Below are 24,316 nucleotides of genomic sequence, written 5' to 3'. Positions count from 1 at the left end.
TGTGACTTCGCCAGACAACCATCGCGCCGGATTCGCCTGTTTCGTGGGGAGGCCGAACGTCGGCAAGTCCACGCTCATGAACGCCCTGGTCGGCAGCAAGGTGGCGATCACCTCGTCCAAGCCGCAGACGACCAGGCGCACCATCAGGGGCATCGTGCACCGGCCCGACGCCCAGCTCGTGATCGTCGACACGCCGGGCCTGCACCGGCCGCGCACGCTGCTCGGTGAGCGGCTCGACAGCCTGGTGCTGTCCACGCTGACCGAGGTCGACGCGATCGGCTTCTGCGTGCCCGCCAACGAGCCGATCGGCAAGGGCGACCGGTTCATCGCCGACAAGCTCGCGGCGGTGAAGAAGACGCCGGTCGTGGCGGTCGTGACCAAGTGCGACCTGGCGTCCAAGGAGCAGATCGCGGAGCAGTTGCTGGCGGTGTCGCAGGTGGGGGAGTTCGCCGCGATCGTGCCGGTGTCGGCGCAGTCGGGCGAGCAGCTCGACGTGCTGGCCGACGTGCTGATCGAGCACATGCCCGAGTCGCCGCCGCTCTACGAGGACGGCCAGCTCACCGACGAGCCCGAGCAGGTGCTGGTGGGCGAGCTGATCAGGGAGGCGGCGCTGGAGGGCGTACGCGACGAGCTGCCCCACTCGATCGCCGTGGTCGTCGACGAGATGATGCCCCGGGAGGGGCGGGACGACCTGCTGGACATCTACGCGCACCTGTTCGTGGAGCGGCCCTCGCAGAAGGCGATCGTCATCGGACACAAGGGCGAGCGGCTGCGCGAGGTGGGCACCAAGGCGCGCAAGCAGATCGAGGCCCTGCTCGGCACCCGCGTCTACCTGGACCTGCGGATCAGCGTGGCCAAGGACTGGCAGCGCGACCCCAAGCAGCTGCGGCGCCTGGGCTTCTACGACTGATCGGCTCGGGGCGGCGGACCAGCGCCAGGACGGCCGGCTGATCGGCTCGGGGCGGCAGATCAGCGCCAGGACGGCCGGCTGATCGGCTCAGGGGCGGCGGACCAGTGCCAGGACGGCCAGCACGACGACCGCCACCGCGCAGCCCATGGCCGCGAACCAGCCGGACTTGATCACCGGCCCGACCGACAGCACCTGGCCCAGGTCGAAGGAGAGCCGGTCGCGGACGCCGCTCCCGTCGGTCATGAAGAGCACCAGCACCGCCACCGCCGCCGCCCCCGGGACGGCGGCCAGGGCGGCGACCCTGGGGCGGGTGAGCAGCCCGGCGATGCCGCAGCCCAGCGCCGCCAGGCCCGCCACCAGCGTGTAGACGCCGAACGTGTCGTCGATGCCGCGGATGTCGTTGGCCAGCCCGCCGCCGATCAGCTCGCTGCGCACCTCGAGCCCGGACCACGGCAGGACGGCACAGAACACCAGCAGCGCTCCGGCCACCACGACGGCCAGGGCATAGCCGCGGCGGGCCGCCGGTTTGGCGGGGGCGGGCTGGAGGTAATCGGCCACACGATCACTGTAAGCCGGACACCCGCCTACCACCACCGAACGCAACGGGGTCGTCACCATCACCGCCAACCGCCACTCGTCGCCACCTGCCGCTGGCCGCTGCCTGTCGCTGCCTGTCGCTGCCCGCCGGCGGCCGGTACCGGGTGGCGTTATCGAGCCGCTGGGGCTGGGCGATACGGGGTGGTCGTGCCGCTTCCCTCTGCCACCCCTCCCTCGCCTTAACGGGTTCGCCAGGTCAGGGCTCCGGGGTGAGGGTGGTGCGTTCGCCCCATTCGAGGCGGGAGCGGAGCTGGACGGCGTCCGCGGCCAGGGCGGACACGAGCGTGCCCCGACCGGCCAGGGGCAGGACGGCGACGCCATCGGCCACCACCGGCTCCTTGGCGGACGTCGTGAGGAATGTGGTGCCGACGCAGCGGGCAGAGCCGTAGACGGCCGGGGAGGTGTCCACGGCCGGATCGCCCACGGTGAACTCCTGCCGCAGCACCGGGCGGCCGTCGCACGTCGCGTCGAAGCGGGCGTGGCAACGCCCCGAGACCTCGCCGTGGCGGCCGAAGACGATCTCCTCTCGCCACAGCACCTCGGCGTCCGCCGCCAGCTCGAGGCGTACCAGGAGCCGGTGCTCGCATCCGGCGGCGAGCACCGTGGGCTCCGGGGTGAAGCGGAGTGTGGCGCCCGCCCCCACCCGGGCCGTGACCAGCATCTCGGACGTGCCGGCCCCGGGCAGGACCAGGGTGCTGGCGACCGAGCCCAGCTCCAGGATGGTGCGCGGGGCGACGTCCAGGTCCAGGGAGAGCCGGTCGCCGCCGAGCGGGCCCGCCGCCGTGGAGATGAGATGCACGGTGTACGGCCCCGTCTGGCGCAGCGTCAGCGGGGGCGCCGAGGCCAGCCGGCGGATGAGGGTCCGGCCGTCCGGGGACGAGGCCGTCGCGACGGCGGCGCTCGCCCTCATCCCGCGGCGGCCGGGCCGGACGCTGGCGGGCATCAGGAGACGGGGGCCGCGTGAGCGTGGGACCAGGCCGTCACCTGCTCGGACACCCAGGAAGCGACCGTGGCGGCGGTGGGCTCCTGCCTGATCGAGGTGAACAGCACCGGCCTGTCACCGCGTACGGCCGCCGCGTCCCGATCCATCACGCCCAGGTCGGCGCCCACCATCGGGGCCAGGTCCGTCTTGTTGACGATCAGCAGGTCCGCCGTCGTCACCCCCGGACCGCCCTTGCGCGGCACCTTGTCGCCGCCCGACACGTCCAGCACGAAGATCTGCCTGTCCGCCAGCCCCCGGCTGAACGTGGCCGTCAGGTTGTCGCCGCCGCTCTCCACGATCACCAGGTCCAGCGGGCCGAAGCGGTGCTCCAGGGTCTCCACGGCGTCGAGGTTCGCGGCGATGTCGTCGCGGATGGCGGTGTGAGGGCAGCAACCGGTCTCGACGGCGAGGATGCGCTCGGGGTCGAGCACGCCGGCCCGCCGCAGGAAGTCGGCGTCCTCGGTGGTGTAGATGTCGTTCGTCACCACCCCGAGGGACAGCGACGGGCCCAGCGTCCTGCACAGCGCGGCCACCAGGGCCGTCTTGCCGCTCCCTACCGGGCCGCCCACCCCGAGCCGCAGCGCCCGGCCGCGGCCGTCGGGGGCGTGGTGGTGGTCGTCGTGATTGGCACCCATGTCTGGGGATCCTTCCTTAGGAGACGAACAACCTGACCTCGGCGCGCGCGTGCTGCTCGGCCAGGAGGTCAAGGGCTGGGGACGAGTACGCGGGCAGCGCCGCCGACCACGGGAGCGGGTCCGCGGGGTCCGGGGGCTGCCTCGTGGGGCGGGGGTGGGCGGTTGAGTCGGCGTCCGTCACGTCCTGGTGGGCGGTGGAGCGGGCGTTCGTCACGGCGAGGTGGGCTTCGGTGGCGATGGCCGTGAGGTCGGGGGTGAGGTCGGCCAGGAGTCCGTGCACGGCCACCGGGTCGAGGCCCAGGAGCCGCACCGCCGCCGTGGCGGGGCCGCTGATCGCATGGTACGCCGCCGCCATGGCCGCCTCCTCGGCCGTGGCGCCCGCCGCGTACGCCACCGCTCCGAGGGCGATCGGGTGATGGGGGCTCGGTACGGCTCGTGCCAGCTCATCGAGCACCGGTGACGGCCACACGCGGCGGGCGACCCTGAGGAGGAGCCTGCCCTGGGTCCTGGACGCGTCCCGCTGGGCGGGGGCGGCGGTCCTGGCATCGACCTCGGCGTCGAGCAGCACCCACGGCGACCCGGCCGCGGCCTGACCGACTTCGGGGTCGGCCCCCGGCCCGGTGGTGGTGCTCGCGCTGGAGAGCGGCTGAGGCGGCGGGGTGGTCGGTGCTGGGGTGGTGGCCTGGGTGTGGGCGGCGGCTGTGAGGGTGGCGGCGAGGGCGCCGGTGGTGTGGAGGCGGCCGCGGAGGAAACGTGCCAGCGAGGGCACGTCGGAGACCGCTCCCGACGTGATGGCCTGTTCGGTGCCGCCCGAGTGGGCGTGGCCGCCGGCCGGGAGGCGGGAGTCGGCGAGGAGGAGCAGCGCTGGGTTCATGGCGTCAGAAGAGGAAGTAGCGCTGGGCCATGGGCAGGCGGGTGGCGGGGGCCGGTTCGACGAGGTCGCCGTCGATGCGGACCTCGAACGTGTCGGGCGCCACCTCGATCCGGGGCATGGCGTCGTTGAGCGGCATCGAGGACTTGCCGCGCCGTCGTACGTCCGCCACCGGAGCCAGGCGGCGGCGTACGGACAGCCGGTCCGCGAGGCCGGACTCCAGGGCCACCGGCGCGACGAAGTGGAGCGAGGTGGCGGCGGCGGTCACCGGTGAGGCGCCGAACATGGGACGGGGCAGCACCGGCTGCGGCGTCGGGATGGAGGCGTTGGCGTCGCCCATCTGGGCCCAGGCCACCACCCCGCCTTTGAGCACGAGGTCGGGCTTGACCCCGAAGAACGCCGGGTCCCAGAGGACGAGGTCGGCGAGCTTGCCGCGTTCGACGGAGCCGACCTCGCCGTCCAAGCCGTGGGCGATAGCCGGACAAATCGTGTATTTCGCGATGTAGCGGCGGGCTCGCAGGTTGTCCGCGGGCCCACCCAGCGACCCCCGGCGGCCCTTCATGACGTGCGCCGTCTGCCACGTACGGATGATCGTCTCCCCGATCCGCCCCATCGCCTGCGAGTCCGAGCCGATCATCGAGATCGCCCCCAGATCGTGCAGCACGTCCTCGGCGGCCATCGTCGCCGGCCTGATGCGCGACTCGGCGAAGGCCAGGTCCTCCGGGATCGACGGGTTGAGGTGGTGGCACACCATGAGCATGTCGAGGTGCTCGTCCAGCGTGTTGACGGTGTGCGGCCGGGTGGGGTTGGTGGAGGAGGGCAGGACGTTGGGGTAGGAGGCGACGCGGATGATGTCGGGAGCGTGCCCGCCGCCGGCCCCTTCGGTGTGGTACGCGTGGATCATCCGATCCCCGATGGCCTTCAACGTCGACTCCACGAACCCCGCCTCGTTCAGCGTGTCCGTGTGCAGCGTCACCTGCACCCCCGACGCGTCCGCCACGCTCAGGCAGGCGTCGATGGCGGCCGGCGTCGAGCCCCAGTCCTCGTGCAGCTTGAAGCCGGAGGCCCCGGCCTCGAGCTGCTCCGTCAGGCCGTCCGTGGAGACCGTGTTGCCCTTGCCGAGCAGCGCGAAGTTCAGCGGGTACGCGTCCAGCGACTCCAGCATCCGGCCCAGGTACCAGGCTCCGGTGACGGTCGTCGCCTTGGTGCCCTCGACGGGCCCGGTGCCGCCGCCGACGATCGTGGTGACGCCGGACGCGATCGCCTCGTCGAGGACCTGCGGGCAGATCAGGTGGACGTGCGAGTCGACGCCCCCGGCGGTGAGGATCTTGCCGTTGCCCGCGAGCACCTCCGTGGACGGCCCGATGACCAGGTCGACGCCGTCCATCGTGTCGGGGTTGCCGGCCTTGCCGATGGCGTAGACACGGCCGTCGCGGATGCCGACGTCGGCCTTGACCACGCCCCAGTGATCGAGGATCACCGCGCCGGTGATGACCAGGTCGGCCGCGCCCTGCGCCCGGGTGGTCCGCGCCTGTCCCATGGACTCGCGGATGACCTTGCCGCCGCCGAACACCGCCTCGTCGCCCGGCCCGGCGGGCCCGATCGACAGGTCCTCGGTGACCTCGATGAACAGATCGGTGTCAGCCAGCCGGATCTGGTCGCCGACCGTGGGGCCGTAGAGCGCCGCGTACCGGGCGCGCGAGATGTCAGCCATCGAGCGGCCCCGCCCACTCCGGCCGCAGCCCGGGCACGACCCGGTTGCCCGCCAGCGGCACGAGCGTCACGTCGCGCTCGACGCCCGGCTCGAACCTGATCGCCGTCCCCGCCGGCACGTCCAGCCGCATGCCCCAGGCCGCCTTCCTGTCGAACTCCAGCCCCGGGTTGGCGGCCGCGAAGTGGTAGTGCGAGCCCACCTGCACCGGCCGGTCCGCCGTGTTCACCACCCGCAGCGTGCGGCGCTCGCGCCCGGGGTTGAGGGTGTGAGCGCCCTCGGGGTGCACGTACTCGCCCGGGATCACGGGATCGGCCTGTGTACGGTGACCAGCTTCGTCCCGTCGGGGAACGTCGCCTCGATCTGCACGCTCTCCAGCATCTCCGGCACGCCTTCCATGACGTCGGCCCGGCCGAGCACCGACCGTCCGGCCTCCATCAGGTCGGCCACGGAGCGCCCGTCCCTGGCCCCCTCCATGAGGAACGACGCGATGATGGCGGTAGCCTCGGGGTGGTTCAGACGCAGGCCCCTGGCCTGCCGCTCGCGCGCCACCCCGGCGGCGACGTGGATGAGCAGCCGTTCCTGCTCGTGTGAGGTAAGCCGCATGGCCGGACCATAGGAACCGGCGGTTTCGTGGCTGTTGCCGGGGCATGTCGTGTTGGTTTCGCACTGCGACTCAACCCCCATATTTCGGATTAAGTGCATTTGTGAACACTCGGCAAACGCGTCTTAACAACCGCGATCTACTCGGGAAATCTCGCGGAGTCACCTTTCTCCCAGTAACGGTTGGCAGGAAGGAACGGCTGTGCGCATCTCCCGTCCGATTGTCTCCGCCACCTTGGTGTTGGCCCTCGCGGCCTGTGGATCGAACGCCGAGCCCGCCGACTCCAAGGAGATCAAGGTGGGCCTCCTCCACTCGCTCAGCGGCACGATGGCGATCAGCGAGGTCACCGTCCGCGACGCCGAACTCCTGGCCATCGAAGAGATCAACAAGGCCGGCGGCGTGCTCGGCAAGCAGCTCGTCCCCGTGGTGGAGGACGGCGCCTCCGACTGGCCCACGTTCGCGGAGAAGGCCACCAAGCTGATCAGGCAGGACAAGGTCGCCACCGTCTTCGGCGGCTGGACCTCGGCCAGCAGGAAGGCCATGCTGCCGGTCTTCGAGCGCCACAAGGCCCTGCTCTGGTATCCGGTGCAGTACGAGGGGCTGGAGAGCTCGCCGTACATCTTCTACACGGGCGCCACCACCAACCAGCAGATCATCCCCGGCCTCGACTACCTGAAGGAGCAGGGCAAGAAGAAGCTGTTCCTGGTGGGCAGCGACTACGTCTTCCCGCGGACCGCGAACAAGATCATCAAGGCGTACGCGGCGGCGAACGGGATGGAGATCCTCGGCGAGGAGTACACGCCGCTCGGCCACACCGAATACTCCACGCTGGTCAACAAGGTCATGCAGGCCAAGCCGGACGCCGTCTTCAACACCCTGAACGGCGACAGCAACGTGGCCTTCTTCAAGCAGCTCAAGAGCGCGGGCTCGTCCGCCGACAGCATGCCGGTGCTGTCGGTGAGCATCGCCGAGGAGGAGGTCACCGGCATCGGCGTGGACAACATCGTGGGCCAGCCGGTCGCCTGGAACTACTACCAGACCACCGACACCCCGGCCAACGACGCGTTCGTCAAGGCGTACAAGGCCAAGTACGGGCAGAACAAGGTCACCTCCGACCCCATGGAAGCCGGCTACAACGCGGTCTACCTGTGGGCCGAGGCGGTCAAGAAGGCGGGCAGCACCGAGGTCGAGGCGGTCAAGAAGGCCGCGCCCGGCATCTCGCTCGAACGCCCCGAGGGCCTGGTCACCATCGACGGCGAGAACCAGCACATGTACAAGACCGCCCGCATCGGCATCATCCAGCCCGACGGCCTGATCAAGCAGGTGTGGGACTCCGGCAAGCCGATCAAGCCGGACCCGTACCTCAAGGGCTACTCCTGGGCCTCAGGCCTGGCGGCGGGGCAGTGATGCCGGCCTTCCTCAACCAGCTCCCCATCGGCCTGTCCATCGGGGCGGTGCTGCTGCTCATCGCGCTCGGGCTGACGTTCACGTTCGGGCAGATGGGCGTGATCAACATGGCGCACGGCGAGTTCATCATGGCGGGCGCGTACACCGCGTTCCTGCTGCAGGACCTGGTGCTCGCGCTGCCGGCGGCGTTCCTGGTGGCGGGGCTCATGGGGCTGATCCTGGAGCGGGCCGCCATCAGGCACTTCTACGGCCGCCCGCTGGACACGCTGCTGCTCACCTGGGGTGTCAGCCTGGTGCTGCAGCAGCTCGCCCGCGACCTGTTCGGCGCGCCGAACGTGCAGGTGCCCGCCCCCTCCTGGCTCGCGGGCGGGGTGGGCATCCTGCCCTACAACCGGCTGTTCATCATGGGGCTCGCGATCGCCGGCGTGGTGGCGGTCTGGGTGTACCTCAACCGCACCGGGCTCGGCCGCCGGACCCAGGCCGTCGTGCAGAACCGGCAGCTCGCCGCGACCAGCGGCATCGACACCGGCCGGGTGGACATGCTGACGTTCTTCATCGGGTCCGGGCTGGCGGGCGTGGCCGGGGTGGCGCTGACGCTGATCGGGCCCGTCGGGCCGGCGCTCGGCACGTACTACATCGTGGACGCGTTCCTCGTCGTCGTGGCGGGCGGGCTCGGGCAGCTGCGCGGCGCCGTGCTGGCCGCGATCGGGCTGGGGCTGCTGAACTCCTACGCCGAGTTCTGGTCGGACGCCTCCCTGGCGAAGGTCATCGTGTTCGCCGTGATCATCGCGTTCCTGCAGGTGCGCCCGCAGGGCATGTTCGTGCTGCGGTCGAGGGTGCTCACATGATCAAGAGAAATCTGCCTTTCGCGACCGTGGCCGTGATCGCCCTGGTGGCGGCCCCGCTGCTGCTGGAGCCGTTCCGGCTGGGGCTGCTGGCGAAATACCTCTGCTACGCGATCGTCGCGCTCGGGATCGGGCTGGCCTGGGGGCAGGGCGGCATGCTCACCCTCGGCCAGGGCGTCTTCTTCGGGCTCGGCGGCTACGCCATGGCGATGTACCTCAAGCTCAACGAGGCCGGCGGCGGGCTGCCCGACTTCATGGTGTGGAGCGGGGTGGAGCGGCTGCCCGCGCTGTGGGCGCCGTTCGCCAACCCCATATTCGCCCTCGCCATGGCCGTGCTCGGACCCGTGGCGATCGCGCTGCTGCTGGGCGCGCTGGTGTTCCGGCAGCGGGTACGGGGCGCGTACTTCGCGATCCTCACCCAGGCGCTGGCCGCCGCCCTGGTCATCCTGCTCGTCGGCCAGCAGGGCCTGACCGGCGGCACCAACGGCATGACGAACTTCTTCGAGCTGTTCGGCCAGGACCTGGCCGAGGACTCCACGCAGCGGACGCTCTACCTCGTGGTGGCCGTCGTCCTCGGGGCCCTCTACCTCGCCACCCGCCAGCTCGTGAACAGCCGCTACGGCCGGCTCCTCGTCGCCGTCAGGGACGGCGAGGACCGGGTGCGCTTCCTCGGCTACGACCCGGCCCTGGTCAAGACCGTCACCTTCGCCGCCTCGGCGGGCATGGCGGGGCTGGCGGGGGCGCTGTTCGTGCCGGTGGTCGGCATCATCTCGCCCGCGCTGCTCGGCGTCGTGCCCTCGCTGGAGCTGGTCGTCGCGGTGGCCGTCGGCGGGCGGCACGCGCTGGCCGGCGCGGTGCTCGGCGCGGTCGTCATGGGCTACGCCAAGACGGCGTTCAGCGAGCAGTTCGCCGACGGCTGGCTCTACCTGCAGGGCGCGCTGTTCATCCTGGTCATGACGCTCGCCCCGAAGGGGATCGTGGGCCTGGTGGGGAGGTGGCGGCGTGCTCGAACTGCGTGACGTCCAGGTCGTGTTCGACGGGTTCCGGGCTCTCGACGGCGTGGACCTGACCGTGCCCGAAGGCGAGCTGCGCTTCCTGATCGGGCCCAACGGCGCGGGCAAGACCACGCTGATCGACGTGATCACCGGCCTCACCAGGCCGGCGGCGGGCAGCGTGCGGTTCGGCGAGCACGACCTGGTCGGCAGGAGGGAGCACCAGATCGTCCGCCTGGGCGTCGGCCGCACGTTCCAGACGTCGGTCGTGTTCGAGGAGCTGACCGTGGTCGAGAACCTCGATCTCGCGGCCAGCTTCCGCAAGCCGCTCTGGTCGCTGGCCAGGCGGCGCAAGGGCGTGTCGGAGGCCGTCGAGGAGGCGCTGGCCAGGACCGGACTCGAAGATCTCGCCGAACGTTCGGCCGGTGTTCTCTCGCACGGCCAGCGCCAGTGGCTGGAGATCGGCATGCTGCTGGCGCAGCGCCCCCGGCTGCTGCTCCTGGACGAGCCGGTGGCGGGCATGTCCAGCGACGAACGGGAGCGCACGGGGGAGCTGCTCACCCAGATCGCCGCCGACCACACGGTGATCGTGGTGGAGCACGACATGGAGTTCCTTCGGCGGCACGCCTCGACGGTGACCGTGCTGCACGAGGGCAGGGTGCTCGTGGAGGGGTCGGTCGACGAGGTCAGCGCCGACCCCCGCGTCCAGGAGGTCTACCTGGGGAGGAGGGCCAGCGATGCTGTCGGTGACCGGCCTTGAGTCGGGGTACGGGAGGGCACGCGTACTGTTCGGGGTCTCCATGGAGGTCGGGCCCGGACAGCTCGTGTGCGTCATGGGACGCAACGGCGTCGGCAAGACCACGCTGCTCAACACCGTCATGGGCGTGATCCCGGCGACGGCCGGCACGGTCATGTTCGACGGCCGCGACGTCACCCGGCTGAAACCGCACGAGCGGGTCAGGCTCGGCATGGGGTACGTCCCCCAGGGCCACCAGTGCTTCCCCCAGCTCTCGGTCCTGGGCAACCTGCTGGTCACCATGGAGGCCGCCAGGGTGACCAGGGAGGCCATCGACGAGGCCCTGGACGTGTTCCCCGCGCTCAAGCCGCTGCTCAAACGGAGCGCCGGCCACCTGTCGGGCGGCCAGCAGCAGCAGCTCGCCATGGCCCGGGCCCTGGTCACCAGGCCCAGGATGCTCATACTCGACGAGCCGACCGAGGGCATCCAGCCGTCGATCATCCTGGAGATCGAGGCGGCGATCGAGCGGCTGCACGCCGCCGGGCTGGCCGTGCTGCTCGTGGAGCAGTACCTGGACATCGCGCTGCGGCTGGCCGACACGTTCGTCATCCTCGACGGCGGGCACGTCGTGCGCACCGGGGCCGCCGAGGAGCTGCACCGGGAGGACGTGCGCCGCCTGCTCGCGGTCTAACCCTGGGCCAGGAGAGCGCGGGCGTTGGCGGCGCCCTGGCGGTCGCCGGTCCGCTCGAACACCTCCAGCGCCGCCCCGGCCAGCTCCCGCGCCCGCCCCGCCGCGCCCTCGGCCCGGTTCACCCTGGCCAGGGCCAGCAGGGCGTGCGCGTCCAGCAGCCGGTCGCCGAGGCGTACGGCGATGCTCCTCGCCTGCTCGGCGGCGGCCCTGGCGTCCGATTTGGCGGCCTGCGCCAGGTGTGTCGCGGACAGGTCGAGCAGCGTGTCGGCCTGCCGGTGCCGGTCGCCCAGCTCGTCCAGGTGCTTGACGGCGGCCCGCAGGCGTTCGGCGGCCTCGTCGAGCCGCCCCGCGCGGCGCAGCACGGCCCCGAGCACTCGCTCGGCGTCGGCGGCGTCCCGCTGGTTGTCCGCGCCCTCCAGGCAGGTGCGCAGGGCCCGCTCGGCGTCCTCCAGCCGCCCCTGCTCCAGGTGGACGCGGCCGAGCCGGCGCCTGGTGTGGTTCACCTCGCGGGTCCGGCCCTGCCGCAGGAACATGCCCAGCGCCAGCCGCAGCCGCCCGTGCGCGAGCTCCCACTCCCGCTCGGCCAGGTGCAGGTCGCCCTGGTCCAGCAGGACCAGCGCCTCGCCCCGGTCGTCGCCCGAGCGCCGCGCCGCCTCCAGCGCCCGCGCGGCCACCGCCCGCCAGTCGTCCAGGAACCGGTGGCGCTCCAGGTAGGGAGCCAGCAGATGCGCCAGCCGCCAGCACCCCTCGTCGAGCCCCGCCGCGTGCAGATCGGCGACCAGGCTCACCAGGAACGCCCGCTCGGCCGCCAGCCACTCGACCGACTCCCTGATGTCCCTGGTGGCCACGGCCGTGGCCGGATCGCCCGACACCAGCGAGAACCGCGAGGCCCGCACCCTGGCCAGCACCATCTCCGACAGCCGCCCCAGCACGCCCGGCACGGGCTGCTCGCGGGCGAAGAGCCTGGTCAGGTCGTGCAGCCGATAGCGGACCTGGCCCGCCACGTCCACGCCGTGCGTCTCCAGCAGGCCCGCGTCCACCAGCGCCTCGGCCTGCCCGCCGAGCTGCTCGGTCACCCAGTCGGCGAAGTCGGGGGCCGACAGCGCGCCGAGCCCCCGCAGCGTCAGCCGGGCGGACTCGGGCAGCCCGTCGAAGCCGATCGCGAACACACTGCGCACCGCCTGGTCACCCGCGTGCAGCCGGTCGAGCCGCTCGTGCTCGTCCTCCAGCAGGCTCACCAGGTAGTCGACGGTCCACTCCGGCCGGGCCGCCAGCCGGGAGCCGGCGATGCGCAGCGCGATCGGCAGGCCGCCGCAGAAGCGGGCCAGCCGGGTCATGGCGTCGTCGGCCGGCCGGCCCGAGCTGTTCACCAGCAGGTCGATGGCCTCGCCGGCGCCGAGCACGCCCACCGACAGCCGCCGCGCGCCCGTCAGGCCGCCGAGCGAGGACCGGCTGGTCACGATCGTCGGGCACGAGGTCAGCAGCGGCCGCACCTGCGCCTCGCCCGAGGCGTTGTCGAGCAGCACCAGCAGCCTGCGGTTGGCCGTGTAGGTGCGGAACAAGCGCTCCCGCTGCTCCGGCGAGGCCGGGATCGCCTGGGCCGGGCAGCCCAGCCAGCGTAGGAAGTCCTCCAGCACGGCCGACGGGGCCGTCGTCTCGCGCAGGTCGGCGTACAGGATGCCGTCGGGGAAGCTCTCCCGCTCCCGCCAGGCCGCGTGCACGGCCAGCGCCGACTTGCCCGCGCCCGCCTGCCCGTGCACCACGACGTGGCCGCCCACCACCTCGTCGAGCAGCTCGCCCCGGCCGGTGAAGCCGGTCACGTCGGGCGGCAGCAGCACCGGCGGGCCGGCCGAGACGTGCAGCGACACGTCGTCGTGCAGCATGCGGTGGTAGAGCAGCTGCAGCTCGGAGTCGGGCTCGATCGCGAGCCCGCCGTCGAGCTGGTCACGCAGCACCGCGTACGCGGCCAGCGCGTCCACCCGGCGGCCGCTGCGGTAGAGGGCCAGCATGTACTGGCCGCGGAAGCGCTGCCACATCGGATGCTGCCTGGTCAGCCGGCGCAGCTCGGCGAGCAGCTCGCGGTGCCTGCCGGCGTCCAGGTCGGCCTGCACCCGGCGCTCCAGCGCCAGTAATCGCAGCTCCTCCAGCTCCTCGCGCAGCCGGCGCGTCTCGACCCACCGCTCGCCCTCGGGGTCGACGTCCTCCAGGACCTCGCCCCGCCACAGGCTCAGCGCCTCCTCGTAGGCCCCCTTGTCCACCAGCAGCCGGAACCGGTCGACGTCGAGCTGCCCGTCGCCCAGCGCCAGCACGTACGAGCCCGCCACGGTCGTGATCACGTCTTTCCCGACGAGCTGGCGGAGCTGGCCGACGTAGCCGCGCACCAGCGAGTCGGAGCGGTCGCCGCCCTCGCGTGGCCACAGCAGCCTGCGCAGCCGCTCGACCTTGAGCGGGCGCCCGGCGTTCAGCAGGAACATCGCCAGCAGGTCGCGGTGCTTCGGCACGGTGGGGGTGCGGTCCTGGCCGTCGCCGTCGAGCACCTCGAGCGGCCCCATGATGCGAAATTCCACGCGACCTTCCTTTGAGGAGGAGATGTCGATCAGAATGGCACAACTGATGGCTGCTCTCACTCCCACCGACCCCGACCGGCTGGGCCGCTACTGGCTGGCCGGGCGGCTCGGCGCCGGCGGCCAGGGCGTGGTGTACGAGGCGTACGGGCAGGGCGGCGAGCGGGTCGCGGTCAAGGTGCCCAGGTTCGACAGCGCCGAGGCCAGGGCCAGGCTGGCCAAGGAGGCGGCGGCGGCCCGGCGGGTGGCCTCGTTCTGCACGGCCAGGGTGATCGAGGCGCAGGTGGACGTGCCCGCCCCGTACATCGTGAGCGAGTTCGTCCCCGGGCCCAGCCTGCGGCAGGTGGTCGCGGAGTCGGGGCCGTACGAGGGCGACCGGCTGCGCCGGCTGGCCGTCGGGGTGGCGACCGCGCTGACGGCCATCCACCAGGCCGGGATCGTTCACCGGGACCTGAAGCCGGACAACATCATCCTCGGCCCCGACGGACCACGCGTGATCGACTTCGGGGTGGCCCGCGAGGTCGGGCCGACCACCTCCGGGCCCATCATGGGGACGCCGCAGTACATGCCGCCCGAGGTGTTCCAGGGGCGCGCGGCGACGGCGGCGGCGGACCTGTGGGCGTGGGGGATGGTGGTGCTGTTCGCGGCCAGGGGGAGTGACGCCGTGGAGGCGGGCGATCCGGTGGCGGTCGTCACGCGGGTGCTGAGCTTCGGTCCGGACGCCGGCGGGCTGCCCGAACCGCTCGGGTCACTCGTTTCGGCGGCCCTCTCCCAGGCGCCCGCCGACCGGCCGCCGGCGAAGACGGTGCTCCTGCAGTTGCTGGGCGAGCCGGACGGGGACGCGCTGGTCGCGGGCGGGGCGCTGGCGGGGGAGCTCAGGAGCGCCGTCGCGGAGCCCGATCTCGGGGCCGTCGCCGAGGAGCTCTACGCCGAGCTGACGGAGGCCGAGCGGGCGAGCGTTCCCGAGGTCCTGCTGCGGATGATCGACGGCGACGAACTCCGGCCGGTCGGCCGCGACGAGCTCCCGGACACCGGGGCCGTGGACGCCCTGCTCGACGTCTTCGCCGCCGCGGGCCTCCTCACGCGGAGCGGCACCACGTTCGAGCTGGCCCGGCCGGGGCTCATCCAGGCCTGGCCCCGGCTGCGCGACTGGGTGGCCGCCAACCGCGAGGGCCTGCCCGTGCACCGCCGCCTCGCCGACGCGGCCGCCCAGTGGGACGGCCACGGCAGGAAGCCCGCCGACCTGCTGCACGGCTCCAACCTCGACAGGGCGCTGCGGTGGGCGGCCTCCGAGCGCAGGGACCTCACGCTGGCCAGGCGGGAGAGCGAGTTCCTCGACGCGGCGGCCAGGCAGACCAGGCGGCAGTCCAGGAGGCGGGGCCTGCTGGCGGCGGCCTTGGCCGTGCTTCTGGCGGTCGCGCTCGGCGGGCTCGGGCTGGCCGAATATCTGCGCAGGCAGACCGTACGCCAGCGCGACGACGCCCTGGCCAGGGAGCTCGCCCTGCGGGCCGCCGACCTGCGGCAGTCGGAGCCGCCGCTGGCGCGGCTGCTCACCGTGGCGGCCTGGCGGCTGAATCCATCGCTGCCCGAGACGCGCGGGGCGCTCTACGACTCGCTCTCCCAGCCCGTGACCGACGTCTTCACCGATCCGTACCGCGGCTCCGGCTCCGTGTACGGGCTCGGCCAGGACGGGCGTGCGCTCGTCGCCGTACAGGCCGGTCTGGCCAGGATCTGGGACGTGCCGGCGCACCGGCTGCTCCGGGAGATCGCCGGGGTGGGCACCGGCGTGCGCAAGGCGGCGATCGACCCCGGCGGGCGCACCCTCGCCCTCCAGGACGACCGGGGAGTACGGCTCTGGGACGTCGCCACGGGTCACCCGCTCGGCGACCGGTTCGGGGTGCCCGCGGGCGAGCTGGGCGAGCTGGAGTTCGACGCGACGGGGCGGCTGCTGTCCGTGCCCGTGGGACCGGCCGCCGTCGAGCGCTGGTGGGACATCGGCACCCGCAGGCCCCTCACCACACCCGGGGGAGCGGGGCTGGACGCGGTGAGCCCGGACGGCCGCCTCGGCGTCGTCGCCAGCAGCGTCACCGGCCGCGCCCAGCTCTGGGACCTGCGCGCCGGCAGGCGCCTGGCCGCCCCGCGGCTGCCGCTCCGGGCCGATCTCCTGGAGGCGGAGTTCAGCGCGGACGGCCGGGCGCTGGCGGTCACCGCGAACCGGGCGCCCGGCGAGTCCGGCATCACGGTCTACGGCCTCCCCGGGGGCGAGGTGCGGCTGAGCGACGAATCGGGGGACGCGGTCGAGTTCGCGTTCGGTGACAGGTTCGTCGCCACCTGGGGATGGGGCCAGGAACTGGTGATCCGCCGATGGCCCGGCGGGGACGTCGTGCTGCGGCGGCAGCCGCCCGCTCCCATCCTCGACCTGCGCTTCGACGGCGACCGGCAGGCGCTGCGGCTGCTGAGTGACGGCGGGGCCGTCTTCACGATGGACGTCTCCATGCTGTTCGACCGGTCGATCGGCGGCGGCGACGACCAGGGCCAGGTCCTGCTCGACCCGTCGTCCCGGATCCTGGCGGCCAAGGAGCACGCCGCCCTCACCCTGTGGGACGCGGAGACGGGACGCCGGCTGGCGGCCCCGATCAGGTGGCGGGGCACGGGCGCGGCCATGGCGTTCAGCCGCGACGGCCGCCGCCTGGCCTTCGTCGAGGACGACACCGTGCACGTCATCCAGGTGCGGCCGGGGGCCGCGGCCCAGGAGTTCCGGATCGCGACCAAGGGTGCGAACGGGGTCGACGCGGTCGCCTTCAGCCCGGACGGCCGCACGCTCGCGCTCTCACCCTGGGGCACCGGCGGCGGCCTGCCGGTGGAGCTGCACGACCTCGAACGCGGGACCTCCAGGACGGCGACGGTCCCGGGAGCGGGGCAGTTGGCCTTCCGGCCGGACGGGCGCTTGCTGCTGGCGGGCATGACACCGCGGCTCATCGACCCCCGGACGGCCGCCGGACGGTCGCCCGGCCCCGGCGCCGGGCAGCTCGAGGGCGTCTTCGCCTTCAGCCCCGACGGCAGGCGGGTGGCGTTCTCCGGACCCGACCGGATCACCGTCTGGGACGGGGACGTCACCACCCGGCTGGCGAGCTTCCCCGCCGTGCCGGACAGCGACGTCGCGCAGCTCGCCTGGTCGCCCGACGGGCGCACGCTGGCCGCGTACGAGGGGGGCGACCGCGTCCACCTGTGGGACGTGCCGCACAACCACCCGCTGGGCATGATCTTCGACGGCCTCCAGTCGTTCCAGGCGGTCGGGAGCGGCCGGCTGGCGTTCTCACCGGACGGCAAAAGGGTCTACAGCGTCACGCCGGACGGCACGCTGCGCACCCACGAGCTCGACGGGGAGCGGGTGGCCGGCGCCGTCTGCCGGCGCGCCGGACGTACCCTCACCGCCCAGGAGTGGACCCGCCACCTGCCCGGCGTCGAGCCCTTCACCCTCTGCCGCTAGGCGGTCCAGGCGCGGGCCGACCTGATGATCTCCTCCAGGTGGTCGCTGTGCGCGCCGCGCCAGTAGACCTGGCCGCACTCGCCGCACCGCCCGTACGCGTCGTAGTTGCGCTCCGTGCCCGCCTCCAGCAGCGGCGCGATCTCCTGCTTGGCGACCGGCCGCAGCTCGCCGTTGCACGCCGTGCACCGCGTCCACGGGCGCAGCGGCGGGGTGAAGCGTTCGAGCAGGTCGCGGAGCTGGTCGGCGGGGCGGGAGCCGCGTACGTACGCGCCCAGCCACAGCGCGCGGCGGCGCAGCAGGCCGCGGTCCTGCGTGAGCAGCACCCGGTGCTCCTCGTTGGCCTGCACCACCAGCGAGGGGTCGTCCATGTCGTTGTGGTAGGCCGTGTCGATGCCGAGCAGCCGCAGCCGCCGCGCCAGCGTGCCCAGGTGCACGTCCAGCAGGAACCGCGGCTCCTCCGGCAGCGGCTGCGGGCGCGGCACCGGCTGGACCTCCACCACGTCACCGGCCACGAGCTGGTACGACGGCGGCACCCCGCGGCCGTCGGCGACCATCGGCCCCACCTCGGTCAGCGGGATGCCGAGCGACTCGACGTGGTGACCCAGCGTCGAGGTGCCGTCCGGCGTCACCCGCTGCCATTCCTGGCGCCGGCTCACCGGCAGGAACATCGTCAGCTCTGAGGCGATGAGTAGGCGTGCGTCCCGTTCGCTCACATGTCCATTCTGGTGGACCGGATAACGTAATTTCATGCCGATATCTCGCCGTGCCTTCCTGGGGCTCGCCGCGCTGGCGGCCGGGTGCTCGGCCGACGACGGCAGGCGGGCCGAGTTGCGGCTGGCGACGGGCGTGACGGGTGGGATCTACGAGCAGCTGGGTGACGGGCTCGCACGGGAGCTGCGGCAGGACGGGCTCACGGTGCGGGTGATGAAGACCGCGGCCAGTGTGCAGAACCTGACGATGATGACCGACGGGCGGGCCGACGTGGCGTTCGCGCTGGCCGACAGCGCCGACGACGCCGTCAGGGTGCGCCACCAGCCGGTCTCCGCGCTGGCCAGGGTGTACATGAACTACGTCCACCTGGTGGTGCGGCGGGGCTCCGGCATCGTGGCGGTCAAGGACCTGGCGGGGCGGGCGGTCTCCATCGGGCTGGAGGGCTCGGGCACCGCGGTGACCGCCACCCGCGTGCTGGCCGTGGCCGACCTGGCCGAGCCCGCCGAGGTCAGCAGGCTGGGCCTGGACGAGTCGGTCCAGGCGTTGCGCGACGGCGCGATCGAGGCGTTCTTCTGGTCGGGCGGGGTGCCCACGCCGGTCCTGACCGCGCTGAAGGACATCGAGCTCGTGCCGCTGGAGCCGCTGGTGACGGTCCTGCGCCGCCGGTTCGGCCCGCTCTACGAGCACGGGCTGGTGCCCGCCGGCGTGTACGGCGTCGGCCGGCCGGTGCCGACCATCGGCACCCCCAGCTACCTGATGTGCCGGGCCACGCTCCCGGACGATCTCGCGTACTCGATCACCGAGACCCTCTTCGGCGCCCGCGACCGCCTCCAGGCCCCGTCGGCGCCGGGCGGGCGGCTCGACGTGCGCTACGCCATCGGCACCGGCGTCGTCCCGCTCCACCCGGGCGCCGCCCGCTATTACCGCTCGGCCTACGGCTGAGCACTCAGGCGCAGCTCCACGACCAGACCGTGCGGTACGGCGGGCAGCAGCGCCAGCGTGGCCCCGCACGCCCTGGCCAGCTCGGCGGCGATGGCCAGGCCCAGGCCGCTGCCCACCACGTTCGCGTGGGCCCCGGACCGCCAGAACCGTCCCAGCGCCTCCGCCCGCTCCTCCTCGCCGAGCCCGGGCCCGTCGTCCGCGATCCGCAGCACCCCGTCCTCCAGGGTGACCGTGACGGTGCCGCCCTCGGGCACGAACTTCTGGGCGTTGTCGAGCGCGATGTCCGCGACCCTGGCCGCCGCCTCGGGAACCACCGCCATTTCCGAAATTTCGGTTATGAGGTGGATGCCCTTGGCCGCGTACACCTCCCGCCACGTCCCCAGCCGGGGCGCCAGCGGGATCTCCTTGCCCTCGACGCCCGCGCCCGCCTCCACCTTCGCCAGCGCCAGCAGGTCCTCCACCAGCAGCGCCAGCCGGTCCAGCTCCGCCATCGCCTCCTCGAACTCGGCCGTGCCCTCACCCCGCAGATGCGGCTCCAGGTTCTCCAGCCGCAGCCCCAGCACCGTGAGCGGGGTGCGCAGCTCGTGGGAGGCGTCCGCCACGAACGCCCGCTGCCGCTCCATCGCGTTGGAGACCGCGTCCGCCATGGCGTTGAAGCGCTCCTCCAGCCGCCGCAGCTCGGAGGGCCCGGCGCCGGGGTGCGCCCGCGCGTCGAGCCTGCCCTGCGCGATGGCCCGCGTGGTCCGGTCGAGCTCGGTGACGGGCCGCAGGATCCAGCGGGCCAGCCGCCTGGCCACCAGCGCCGAGTAGCCCAGCGCCACCAGCGCGCCGACCAGCAGCGCGCCCCACACCAGCGACACGTCCTGCCTGGCCCGGTCGGTGGGGGCCTCCAGCAGCACCACGCCGGACAGCTGCGCGTCCCGGCCCGCGGGCTCGGCCAGCAGCACCGTGGCCGGTCCGAACGGGCTGATCGTGGGCAGGTCCTCGGTCGTGCGGCCGGACAGCGCCAGGCGGGTGGCCTCCCGGTCGTCGGCCTCGAAGCGGCCCGCGGTGGCCAGGACGGAGCCGTCGCGGTCGCGTACGCGTACCGCCGCCCCGTAGAGCTCGGCGTAGCGGTCGATCTCGGCGATCAGCCCCGAGCGGTCGTCCTCCCTGGCCGCCTGGTCGGCCAGCTCCGCGAAGCGGGTGGCGTCGGCGCGGCGGTCGAGGAGCAGGCGGTTCGTGCGGTGGGAGGCGTAGGCGAGGCCCAGCGGCACGGCCAGCGCCGCGATCAGGAAGACGATCAGCGTGGTGAACGTGACCACCAGGCGGGAGTTCACGCCGTCGAGCCCAGCCGGTAGCCGGTGCCGCGCAGCGTCTCCACCAGCCCCGGACGGCCGGTCTTGGACCGCAGGTTGGCCACGTGCACGTCGAGCGAGCGGGACGCCGACAGCAGCGGGTCGCCCCAGACCTCGTCGAGGATCTCCTCCCGGCCGCGCACCACGCCCGGCTCGCGCGCCAGCAATGCCAGCACGTCGAACTCCCGCCGCGTCAGCGTCACCGGCTCGCCGGCCACCGTGACCTGCCTGGACTCCAGGTCGATGCGGACGTCGCCGACGCTCACCACGTCGTCGCGGGCCGGCATCGGCCTGGTGCCGCGCCGCACCACCGCCTCCATGCGGGCCATCAGCTCCACCGTGCGGAACGGCTTGACCAGGTAGTCGTCGGCCCCGGACCGCAGCCCGCGCAGCACCTCGCGTTCCTCCGTGCGGGCCGTGACCACGATGAGCGGCACCGCCGACACCCGGCGCAGGCGGCGTAGCACGTCGAGCCCGTCCATGTCGGGCAGGCCCAGGTCGAGCAGGACGAAATCGACGCCCCCCGCCAGGCGGAGGGCGTCGACGGCCAGCCCGGCACGGGTGACCTGATGGCCGTGCCGGACGAGGGCCGTGGTGAGCGCGGACGCGAGCCGATCGTCGTCCTCGACCAGGAGAACTCGCATGTGCCCAGGTTAGACGCGGGCCGCGACCACATCCTCCGAAGCCTGTTCGGCGCGGGAGAGGGCGGCGTCCCTGGTCTCGCGCATGGTGAGGTAGACCACGAGGGACACGGCGGCGCAGGCGGAGACGTACCAGAAGTAGCCGGACTCGATCTTGTTGTTCTTGAACCACAGCGCCACGTACTCGGCGGTGCCGCCGAACAGGGCGTTCGCGATGGCGTAGGGGAGGGCGACGCCGAGCGCGCGCACGTTCGTCGGGAACAGCTCGGCCTTCACCACCGCGTTGATCGAGGTGTAGCCGGTGACGATGATCAGGCCGATCAGCGAGAGCGTGAGCCCGCCGGCGAACCCCGTGACCCCACCGAGCGCCGTCATCAGCGGCACCGTGCCCAGCATCGACCCGATCCCGAACGTGATCAGCAGCGGCCGCCGCCCGATCCGGTCCGACAGCCCACCGGCCAGCGGCTGCAGGCACATGAAGATGAACAGCGCGCAGAAGCTCACCAGCGTGGCCGTCTCCTTGGGCAGGCCGGCGGTGATGGCGAGGTATTTGGTGAGGTACGTGGTGTAGGTGTAGTACGCGACCGTGCCGCCCATGGTCAGGGCGATGACCAGCAGCGCCTCCTTCTTGTGGGCGAGCAGCTGCTTGATCGTGCCGCGGCCCTGGTGCTCGACCTCGCGCTCCTCCTCGTCGTACGCCTCCGTCTCCAGGAGGTTGCGGCGCAGGTAGAACACGACCGCGGCGCCCAGCGCGCCGATCACGAACGGGATGCGCCAGCCGTAGGAGTTGAGGGCCTCCGTGGACATCGTGTTCTGCAGGATGATCTGCAGGCCGAGGCCGACGAGCTGGCCGGCGGTCATGGAGACGTACTGGAAGCTCGAGGCGAAGCCACGCCGGCCGCGCGGGGTGGCCTCGGTGAGGTACGTGGCGCTGGCCGCGTACTCGCCGCCGACCGACAGCCCCTGCAGCAGGCGGGCCACCACCAGCACCACGGCGCCGAAGTAGCCGACCGTCTCGTACGTCGGGGCGATGGCGATCAGCAGGGCGCTGGCCGACATGAGGGTGACGGTGAGCGTGAGCGCCGCCTTGCGGCCCTTCCTGTCGGCGTAACGGCCGAGCAGCCAGCCGCCGAGCGGGCGCATGAAGAAGCCGACGGCGAAGATGGCCGCGGTGTTGAGCAGCTTCGCCGTGTTGTCGCCCTCAGGGAAGAAGGACGCGGCGAAATAGACGGCGAAGCTGGTGTAGACGAACCAGTCGTACCACTCGACCAGATTGCCGACGGAGCCGCCGATCACTGCCTTCCACGGCACGCGTGCCTTGCTCACGGGTAACCTCCTGGGGGGAGTAGGTGCAGGTCAGAGCCTCTCCGCAGAAGGATGTTCGGACAAGGGCAGGTGGCCGAGATCTAACGTCCGCTTAACATGGGCGCAACCTCGGGCTTGCCCCGCCCCGTCACAATGGCGGGTTGGCCTTCTCGGCCCTCTCCAGCGCCAGATCCGGCCACCACTCGCCGGCCTCCGGGGACACGACGCCGCGCTCGGGGTCCTTCTCCCCGCCCTCCCCGCGCCTGCACCGGCCGCTGGACGAGCCCGCCCGCGCGATCCACAGGTAGGCGTCCACCAGCTCCTCACCCGTGTCGGTCGTGGGCCGGTCGCCGACGCCCCGGCCCGGCGGGTTGCACCACGTCTGCGGGTCGGGGTACTTCTTCGGCGGCGGGGCCCACGATCCCTGGCCGTTCCTGGCGGTGTCGACCACGAAATGGGGCATCGTCGCCGGGTCCACCGTCCCGCCCGACGGGCAGTCCTTGGCGCCCGTGGCCCGCTGGACGCTGACGCAGGCCGACAGCGCCTTGCCGTACGCGACGCTCTTCTCCGTGGGCTGGTAGGCCGCCGTGTTGAGGAAGAAGCCGTCCGCCCGGTCGATGCCCGCCCTGATCAGCCTCTCGGCCATGATCGCGGTGCCCGGGTAGTAGTCCTGGCTGCCGTCGAGGTAGACGGCCGTGTTCGGGTTGGCCTTGAGGGTCTGGACGGCCTGGCGGAGGGCGTCGTACCGCTGGTCCACCGAGCCCTGCGGGTCGCAGTCCTTGACGCCGGGGATCTTGACCGTGGCGCCCGGCTCGAGGATCACCGCCGCCTCGGCCTGGCCAATCGTCCCCGCAATGCCCTTGATCCACTCCTGGTACGTCGCCAGTTCGGCGGCGGCGGCCGGGCGGCACTCGCCGCCGGGCAGGGAGTTGATCAGGAACACCGGGACGCCGCCCGCCTGCCGGGCCGCGGTGACGGTGGCGTCGACCTCCGGCCTGGCCTCGGGCTGGTTGAGGCGGATGGCATGGGGGACGGCGGCCAGCCTGCTCATGAGCTCGGCGTCCTCAGGGCGGTCCTTCTTCCACTGCTCGGCCTGGCGGGTGGCGGCCGGCTCCGGCGGGGAGTAGAACGTGATCTTGCCTGGGGCTGTGAGGGGGTTCTGGGGCTTGGCCTGCTTGTCGGAGTGGGCGGCTCGGGCGGTGGTGGTCGTCTGGGTGGGGGTGCGGGCGCTCGACGAGTTGCCCAGGGTGCGCCAGGCGACCGCCACGGACGCGCCTGCCACGGCCACGGCGACGGCCGCCGCCGCGGCGAGCACCCTCCTCCGGTTCCCCGCCATCCCGGGACTGGGAATCAAGGGGCTGTCGGGCGGCGCCGTCGCCGCGCCGGGCGGTCGCGGGCCGTCAGGCGGCGCCGTCGACACGTCGGCGTGCGCCGGGTGACCGGTCGCGCTCGTGCCAGTGCTACCAGTGGATGCCGGAGTAGCGCTTGCGTCCGTCTCCGCGCTGGGGAGTGGAGCGCCGCCGGGGTCCGCCACGCTGAGATGGTCCATCAGGTCCTGGGCCGTGGGGCGCTCGCGCGGGTTCTTCGTCAGCGAGGCGAGCACCAGGTCGCGCAGCGGGCCCGAGAGGCCGTGCAGCTCCGGGGCTTCGTTGACGATGCGCAGGAGGATCGTGGGGACCGAGCCCGAGCCGAACGGCGGTTGGCCGCTCGCCGCGTAGGCGACCGTGCAGCCCCACGAGAAGATGTCCGAGGCCGGGCCGATAGTGGCGCCCGACACCTGCTCGGGCGACATGTACGACGGTGTCCCCACGATCGCGCTGCTCATCTCCGCGTCCATGAGCTGTGCGATGCCGAAGTCGATGACCTTGGGCCCCACTTGGGAGAGCAGCACGTTCGACGGCTTGAGATCGCGGTGCACGACCCCCGCCCCGTGGATGGCGCGCAGGGCCATGGCCATCGCGGCGGCCAGGCCGTCCAGCGCCGAGCCCTTCAGCGGCCCCGACTCGCGGACGGCGTCCCCCAGGCTGGGCCCCTCGACGTACTCGGTGACCAGGTACGCCACGTCCCCCTCGACGTCGGCGTCCAGGACGGGAGCGGTGCAGAAGCGGGCGACCCGCTTGGCGGCGGCCACCTCACGGGCGAAGCGCCGCCTGAAGTCCGCTTGCGCGTCCATCCTGGCGTGGATGAGCTTGACCGCCACCCGCGTGCCGTCCGGCGCCTGGCCCAGGTAGACGACGCCCATGCCGCCCTCGCCCAGCCGAACCAGGAGCGTGTACGGCCCCACCCGGCGCGGATCCCCGTCCCTCAACGCCTCCAAGGTCATAAAGGATCACGATAGCCCCCGC

At 72.7% G+C, this 24,316-nt stretch carries 21 protein-coding genes; 8 read left to right on the top strand and 13 right to left on the bottom strand.

Going from position 1 to position 24,316, the window contains the following annotated elements; translation table 11 throughout:
• Window position 1: 1 nt before the first annotated feature.
• Window positions 2–910, top strand: coding sequence for a GTPase Era (era, locus tag ACWDX9_RS07620; protein ID WP_397367033.1), 909 nt, complete (start codon window positions 2–4; stop codon window positions 908–910).
• An 87-nt stretch (window positions 911–997) separates the two neighbouring features.
• On the opposite strand, the gene ACWDX9_RS07615 is transcribed toward era, so the two are convergent.
• From ACWDX9_RS07615 to ACWDX9_RS07585, 7 genes are all read right to left on the bottom strand, one after another.
• A complete protein-coding gene (locus tag ACWDX9_RS07615; protein WP_449950204.1) occupies window positions 998–1,468 on the bottom strand; it encodes a hypothetical protein in 471 nt (156 codons plus the stop codon).
• 235 nt (window positions 1,469–1,703) lie between these two features.
• On the bottom strand, window positions 1,704–2,450 hold the full coding sequence (locus ACWDX9_RS07610; RefSeq protein ID WP_449950201.1) for an urease accessory protein UreD: 747 nt from the start codon (window positions 2,448–2,450) through the stop codon (window positions 1,704–1,706).
• Window positions 2,450–3,124, bottom strand: coding sequence for an urease accessory protein UreG (ureG, locus tag ACWDX9_RS07605; RefSeq protein ID WP_449950198.1), 675 nt, complete (start codon window positions 3,122–3,124; stop codon window positions 2,450–2,452). The genes ACWDX9_RS07610 and ureG overlap by 1 nt, the downstream gene beginning before the upstream one ends.
• A 16-nt stretch (window positions 3,125–3,140) precedes the next feature.
• Window positions 3,141–3,998, bottom strand: a complete 858-nt coding sequence (locus ACWDX9_RS07600) for an urease accessory protein UreF (RefSeq protein ID WP_449950196.1) — start codon at window positions 3,996–3,998, stop codon at window positions 3,141–3,143.
• A 4-nt stretch (window positions 3,999–4,002) separates the two neighbouring features.
• Window positions 4,003–5,709: an urease subunit alpha gene (locus ACWDX9_RS07595; protein WP_449950193.1), complete on the bottom strand. Its 1,707-nt coding sequence runs from the start codon at window positions 5,707–5,709 to the stop codon at window positions 4,003–4,005.
• Entirely contained in the window at window positions 5,702–6,013 is a 312-nt protein-coding gene (locus ACWDX9_RS07590; RefSeq protein ID WP_357733976.1) for an urease subunit beta, read from the bottom strand. Before ACWDX9_RS07590 ends, ACWDX9_RS07595 begins: the two co-directional genes overlap by 8 nt.
• Entirely contained in the window at window positions 6,010–6,312 is a 303-nt protein-coding gene (locus ACWDX9_RS07585) for an urease subunit gamma (protein ID WP_080041930.1), read from the bottom strand. The genes ACWDX9_RS07590 and ACWDX9_RS07585 overlap by 4 nt, the downstream gene beginning before the upstream one ends.
• Before the next feature lie 199 nt (window positions 6,313–6,511).
• On the opposite strand from ACWDX9_RS07585, the gene urtA reads away from it, so the two are divergent.
• The 5 genes from urtA to urtE are packed head-to-tail and all read left to right on the top strand — an operon-like array spanning window position 6,512 to window position 10,981.
• Window positions 6,512–7,717, top strand: coding sequence for an urea ABC transporter substrate-binding protein (gene urtA, locus ACWDX9_RS07580; protein WP_449950188.1), 1,206 nt, complete (start codon window positions 6,512–6,514; stop codon window positions 7,715–7,717).
• Entirely contained in the window at window positions 7,717–8,565 is an 849-nt protein-coding gene (gene urtB, locus ACWDX9_RS07575; RefSeq protein WP_364240017.1) for an urea ABC transporter permease subunit UrtB, read from the top strand. The genes urtA and urtB overlap by 1 nt, the downstream gene beginning before the upstream one ends.
• Window positions 8,562–9,581, top strand: coding sequence for an urea ABC transporter permease subunit UrtC (gene urtC / locus ACWDX9_RS07570; protein ID WP_449950184.1), 1,020 nt, complete (start codon window positions 8,562–8,564; stop codon window positions 9,579–9,581). Before urtB ends, urtC begins: the two co-directional genes overlap by 4 nt.
• The gene (gene urtD / locus ACWDX9_RS07565; RefSeq protein ID WP_449950182.1) at window positions 9,565–10,314 is read left to right on the top strand and encodes an urea ABC transporter ATP-binding protein UrtD; all 750 of its coding nucleotides are present in this window, start codon (window positions 9,565–9,567) and stop codon (window positions 10,312–10,314) included. The genes urtC and urtD overlap by 17 nt, the downstream gene beginning before the upstream one ends.
• Window positions 10,292–10,981, top strand: coding sequence for an urea ABC transporter ATP-binding subunit UrtE (urtE, locus tag ACWDX9_RS07560; protein WP_449950180.1), 690 nt, complete (start codon window positions 10,292–10,294; stop codon window positions 10,979–10,981). The genes urtD and urtE overlap by 23 nt, the downstream gene beginning before the upstream one ends.
• On the opposite strand, the gene ACWDX9_RS07555 is transcribed toward urtE, so the two are convergent.
• Window positions 10,978–13,548: a BTAD domain-containing putative transcriptional regulator gene (locus ACWDX9_RS07555; RefSeq protein ID WP_449950177.1), complete on the bottom strand. Its 2,571-nt coding sequence runs from the start codon at window positions 13,546–13,548 to the stop codon at window positions 10,978–10,980. The genes urtE and ACWDX9_RS07555 overlap by 4 nt on opposite strands.
• Before the next feature lie 46 nt (window positions 13,549–13,594).
• On the opposite strand from ACWDX9_RS07555, the gene ACWDX9_RS07550 reads away from it, so the two are divergent.
• Complete coding sequence (locus ACWDX9_RS07550) at window positions 13,595–17,035, top strand: serine/threonine-protein kinase (protein ID WP_449950174.1); 3,441 nt, start codon at window positions 13,595–13,597, stop codon at window positions 17,033–17,035.
• Here ACWDX9_RS07550 and ACWDX9_RS07545 read toward each other — a convergent pair.
• Window positions 17,032–17,784 (bottom strand): Mut7-C RNAse domain-containing protein, encoded by a 753-nt coding sequence (locus ACWDX9_RS07545; protein WP_435054226.1) that lies wholly within the window; start codon window positions 17,782–17,784, stop codon window positions 17,032–17,034. The genes ACWDX9_RS07550 and ACWDX9_RS07545 overlap by 4 nt on opposite strands.
• Between ACWDX9_RS07545 and ACWDX9_RS07540 the strand changes: the two genes are divergently transcribed.
• Window positions 17,783–18,688 (top strand): TAXI family TRAP transporter solute-binding subunit, encoded by a 906-nt coding sequence (locus ACWDX9_RS07540; protein WP_449950171.1) that lies wholly within the window; start codon window positions 17,783–17,785, stop codon window positions 18,686–18,688. The genes ACWDX9_RS07545 and ACWDX9_RS07540 overlap by 2 nt on opposite strands.
• Here the strand turns inward: ACWDX9_RS07540 and ACWDX9_RS07535 are convergent.
• From ACWDX9_RS07535 to ACWDX9_RS07520, 4 genes are all read right to left on the bottom strand, one after another.
• Window positions 18,679–20,007 (bottom strand): ATP-binding protein, encoded by a 1,329-nt coding sequence (locus ACWDX9_RS07535; RefSeq protein ID WP_449950169.1) that lies wholly within the window; start codon window positions 20,005–20,007, stop codon window positions 18,679–18,681. The two genes, ACWDX9_RS07540 and ACWDX9_RS07535, sit on opposite strands and share 10 nt — an antisense overlap.
• Entirely contained in the window at window positions 20,004–20,669 is a 666-nt protein-coding gene (locus tag ACWDX9_RS07530) for a response regulator transcription factor (RefSeq protein ID WP_449950166.1), read from the bottom strand. The genes ACWDX9_RS07535 and ACWDX9_RS07530 overlap by 4 nt, the downstream gene beginning before the upstream one ends.
• Window positions 20,670–20,678: 9 nt before the next feature.
• Complete coding sequence (locus ACWDX9_RS07525; protein ID WP_363967429.1) at window positions 20,679–21,992, bottom strand: MFS transporter; 1,314 nt, start codon at window positions 21,990–21,992, stop codon at window positions 20,679–20,681.
• Between the two features lie 127 nt (window positions 21,993–22,119).
• Window positions 22,120–24,294 carry a glycoside hydrolase family 6 protein gene (locus tag ACWDX9_RS07520; protein WP_449950163.1) on the bottom strand — a complete coding sequence of 725 codons (2,175 nt, stop codon included), beginning with the start codon at window positions 24,292–24,294 and terminating at the stop codon, window positions 22,120–22,122.
• Window positions 24,295–24,316: the final 22 nt, after the last annotated feature.

It is taken from the genome of Nonomuraea sp. NPDC003201 (genome assembly GCF_053590415.1).
Note: the sequence above shows the minus strand (reverse complement) of the source record. Positions and strands in the feature narration are given on the sequence as shown.

Excerpts from the sequence above, each read along its gene's own strand:
- ACWDX9_RS07610 (WP_449950201.1), bottom strand. The coding sequence starts at position 2,450 with ATGCCCGCCAGCGTCCGGCCCGGCCGCCGCGGGATGAGGGCGAGCGCC.
- ureG (WP_449950198.1), bottom strand. The coding sequence starts at position 3,124 with ATGGGTGCCAATCACGACGACCACCACCACGCCCCCGACGGCCGCGGC.
- ACWDX9_RS07540 (WP_449950171.1), top strand. The coding sequence starts at position 17,783 with ATGCCGATATCTCGCCGTGCCTTCCTGGGGCTCGCCGCGCTGGCGGCC.
- ACWDX9_RS07530 (WP_449950166.1), bottom strand. The coding sequence starts at position 20,669 with ATGCGAGTTCTCCTGGTCGAGGACGACGATCGGCTCGCGTCCGCGCTC.
- ACWDX9_RS07545 (WP_435054226.1), bottom strand. The coding sequence starts at position 17,784 with ATGAAATTACGTTATCCGGTCCACCAGAATGGACATGTGAGCGAACGG.
- ACWDX9_RS07600 (WP_449950196.1), bottom strand. The coding sequence starts at position 3,998 with ATGAACCCAGCGCTGCTCCTCCTCGCCGACTCCCGCCTCCCGGCCGGC.
- ACWDX9_RS07520 (WP_449950163.1), bottom strand. The coding sequence starts at position 24,294 with ATGACCTTGGAGGCGTTGAGGGACGGGGATCCGCGCCGGGTGGGGCCG.
- urtB (WP_364240017.1), top strand. The coding sequence starts at position 7,717 with ATGCCGGCCTTCCTCAACCAGCTCCCCATCGGCCTGTCCATCGGGGCG.
- urtC (WP_449950184.1), top strand. The coding sequence starts at position 8,562 with ATGATCAAGAGAAATCTGCCTTTCGCGACCGTGGCCGTGATCGCCCTG.
- ACWDX9_RS07550 (WP_449950174.1), top strand. The coding sequence starts at position 13,595 with ATGGCTGCTCTCACTCCCACCGACCCCGACCGGCTGGGCCGCTACTGG.
- ACWDX9_RS07595 (WP_449950193.1), bottom strand. The coding sequence starts at position 5,709 with ATGGCTGACATCTCGCGCGCCCGGTACGCGGCGCTCTACGGCCCCACG.
- urtE (WP_449950180.1), top strand. The coding sequence starts at position 10,292 with ATGCTGTCGGTGACCGGCCTTGAGTCGGGGTACGGGAGGGCACGCGTA.
- ACWDX9_RS07585 (WP_080041930.1), bottom strand. The coding sequence starts at position 6,312 with ATGCGGCTTACCTCACACGAGCAGGAACGGCTGCTCATCCACGTCGCC.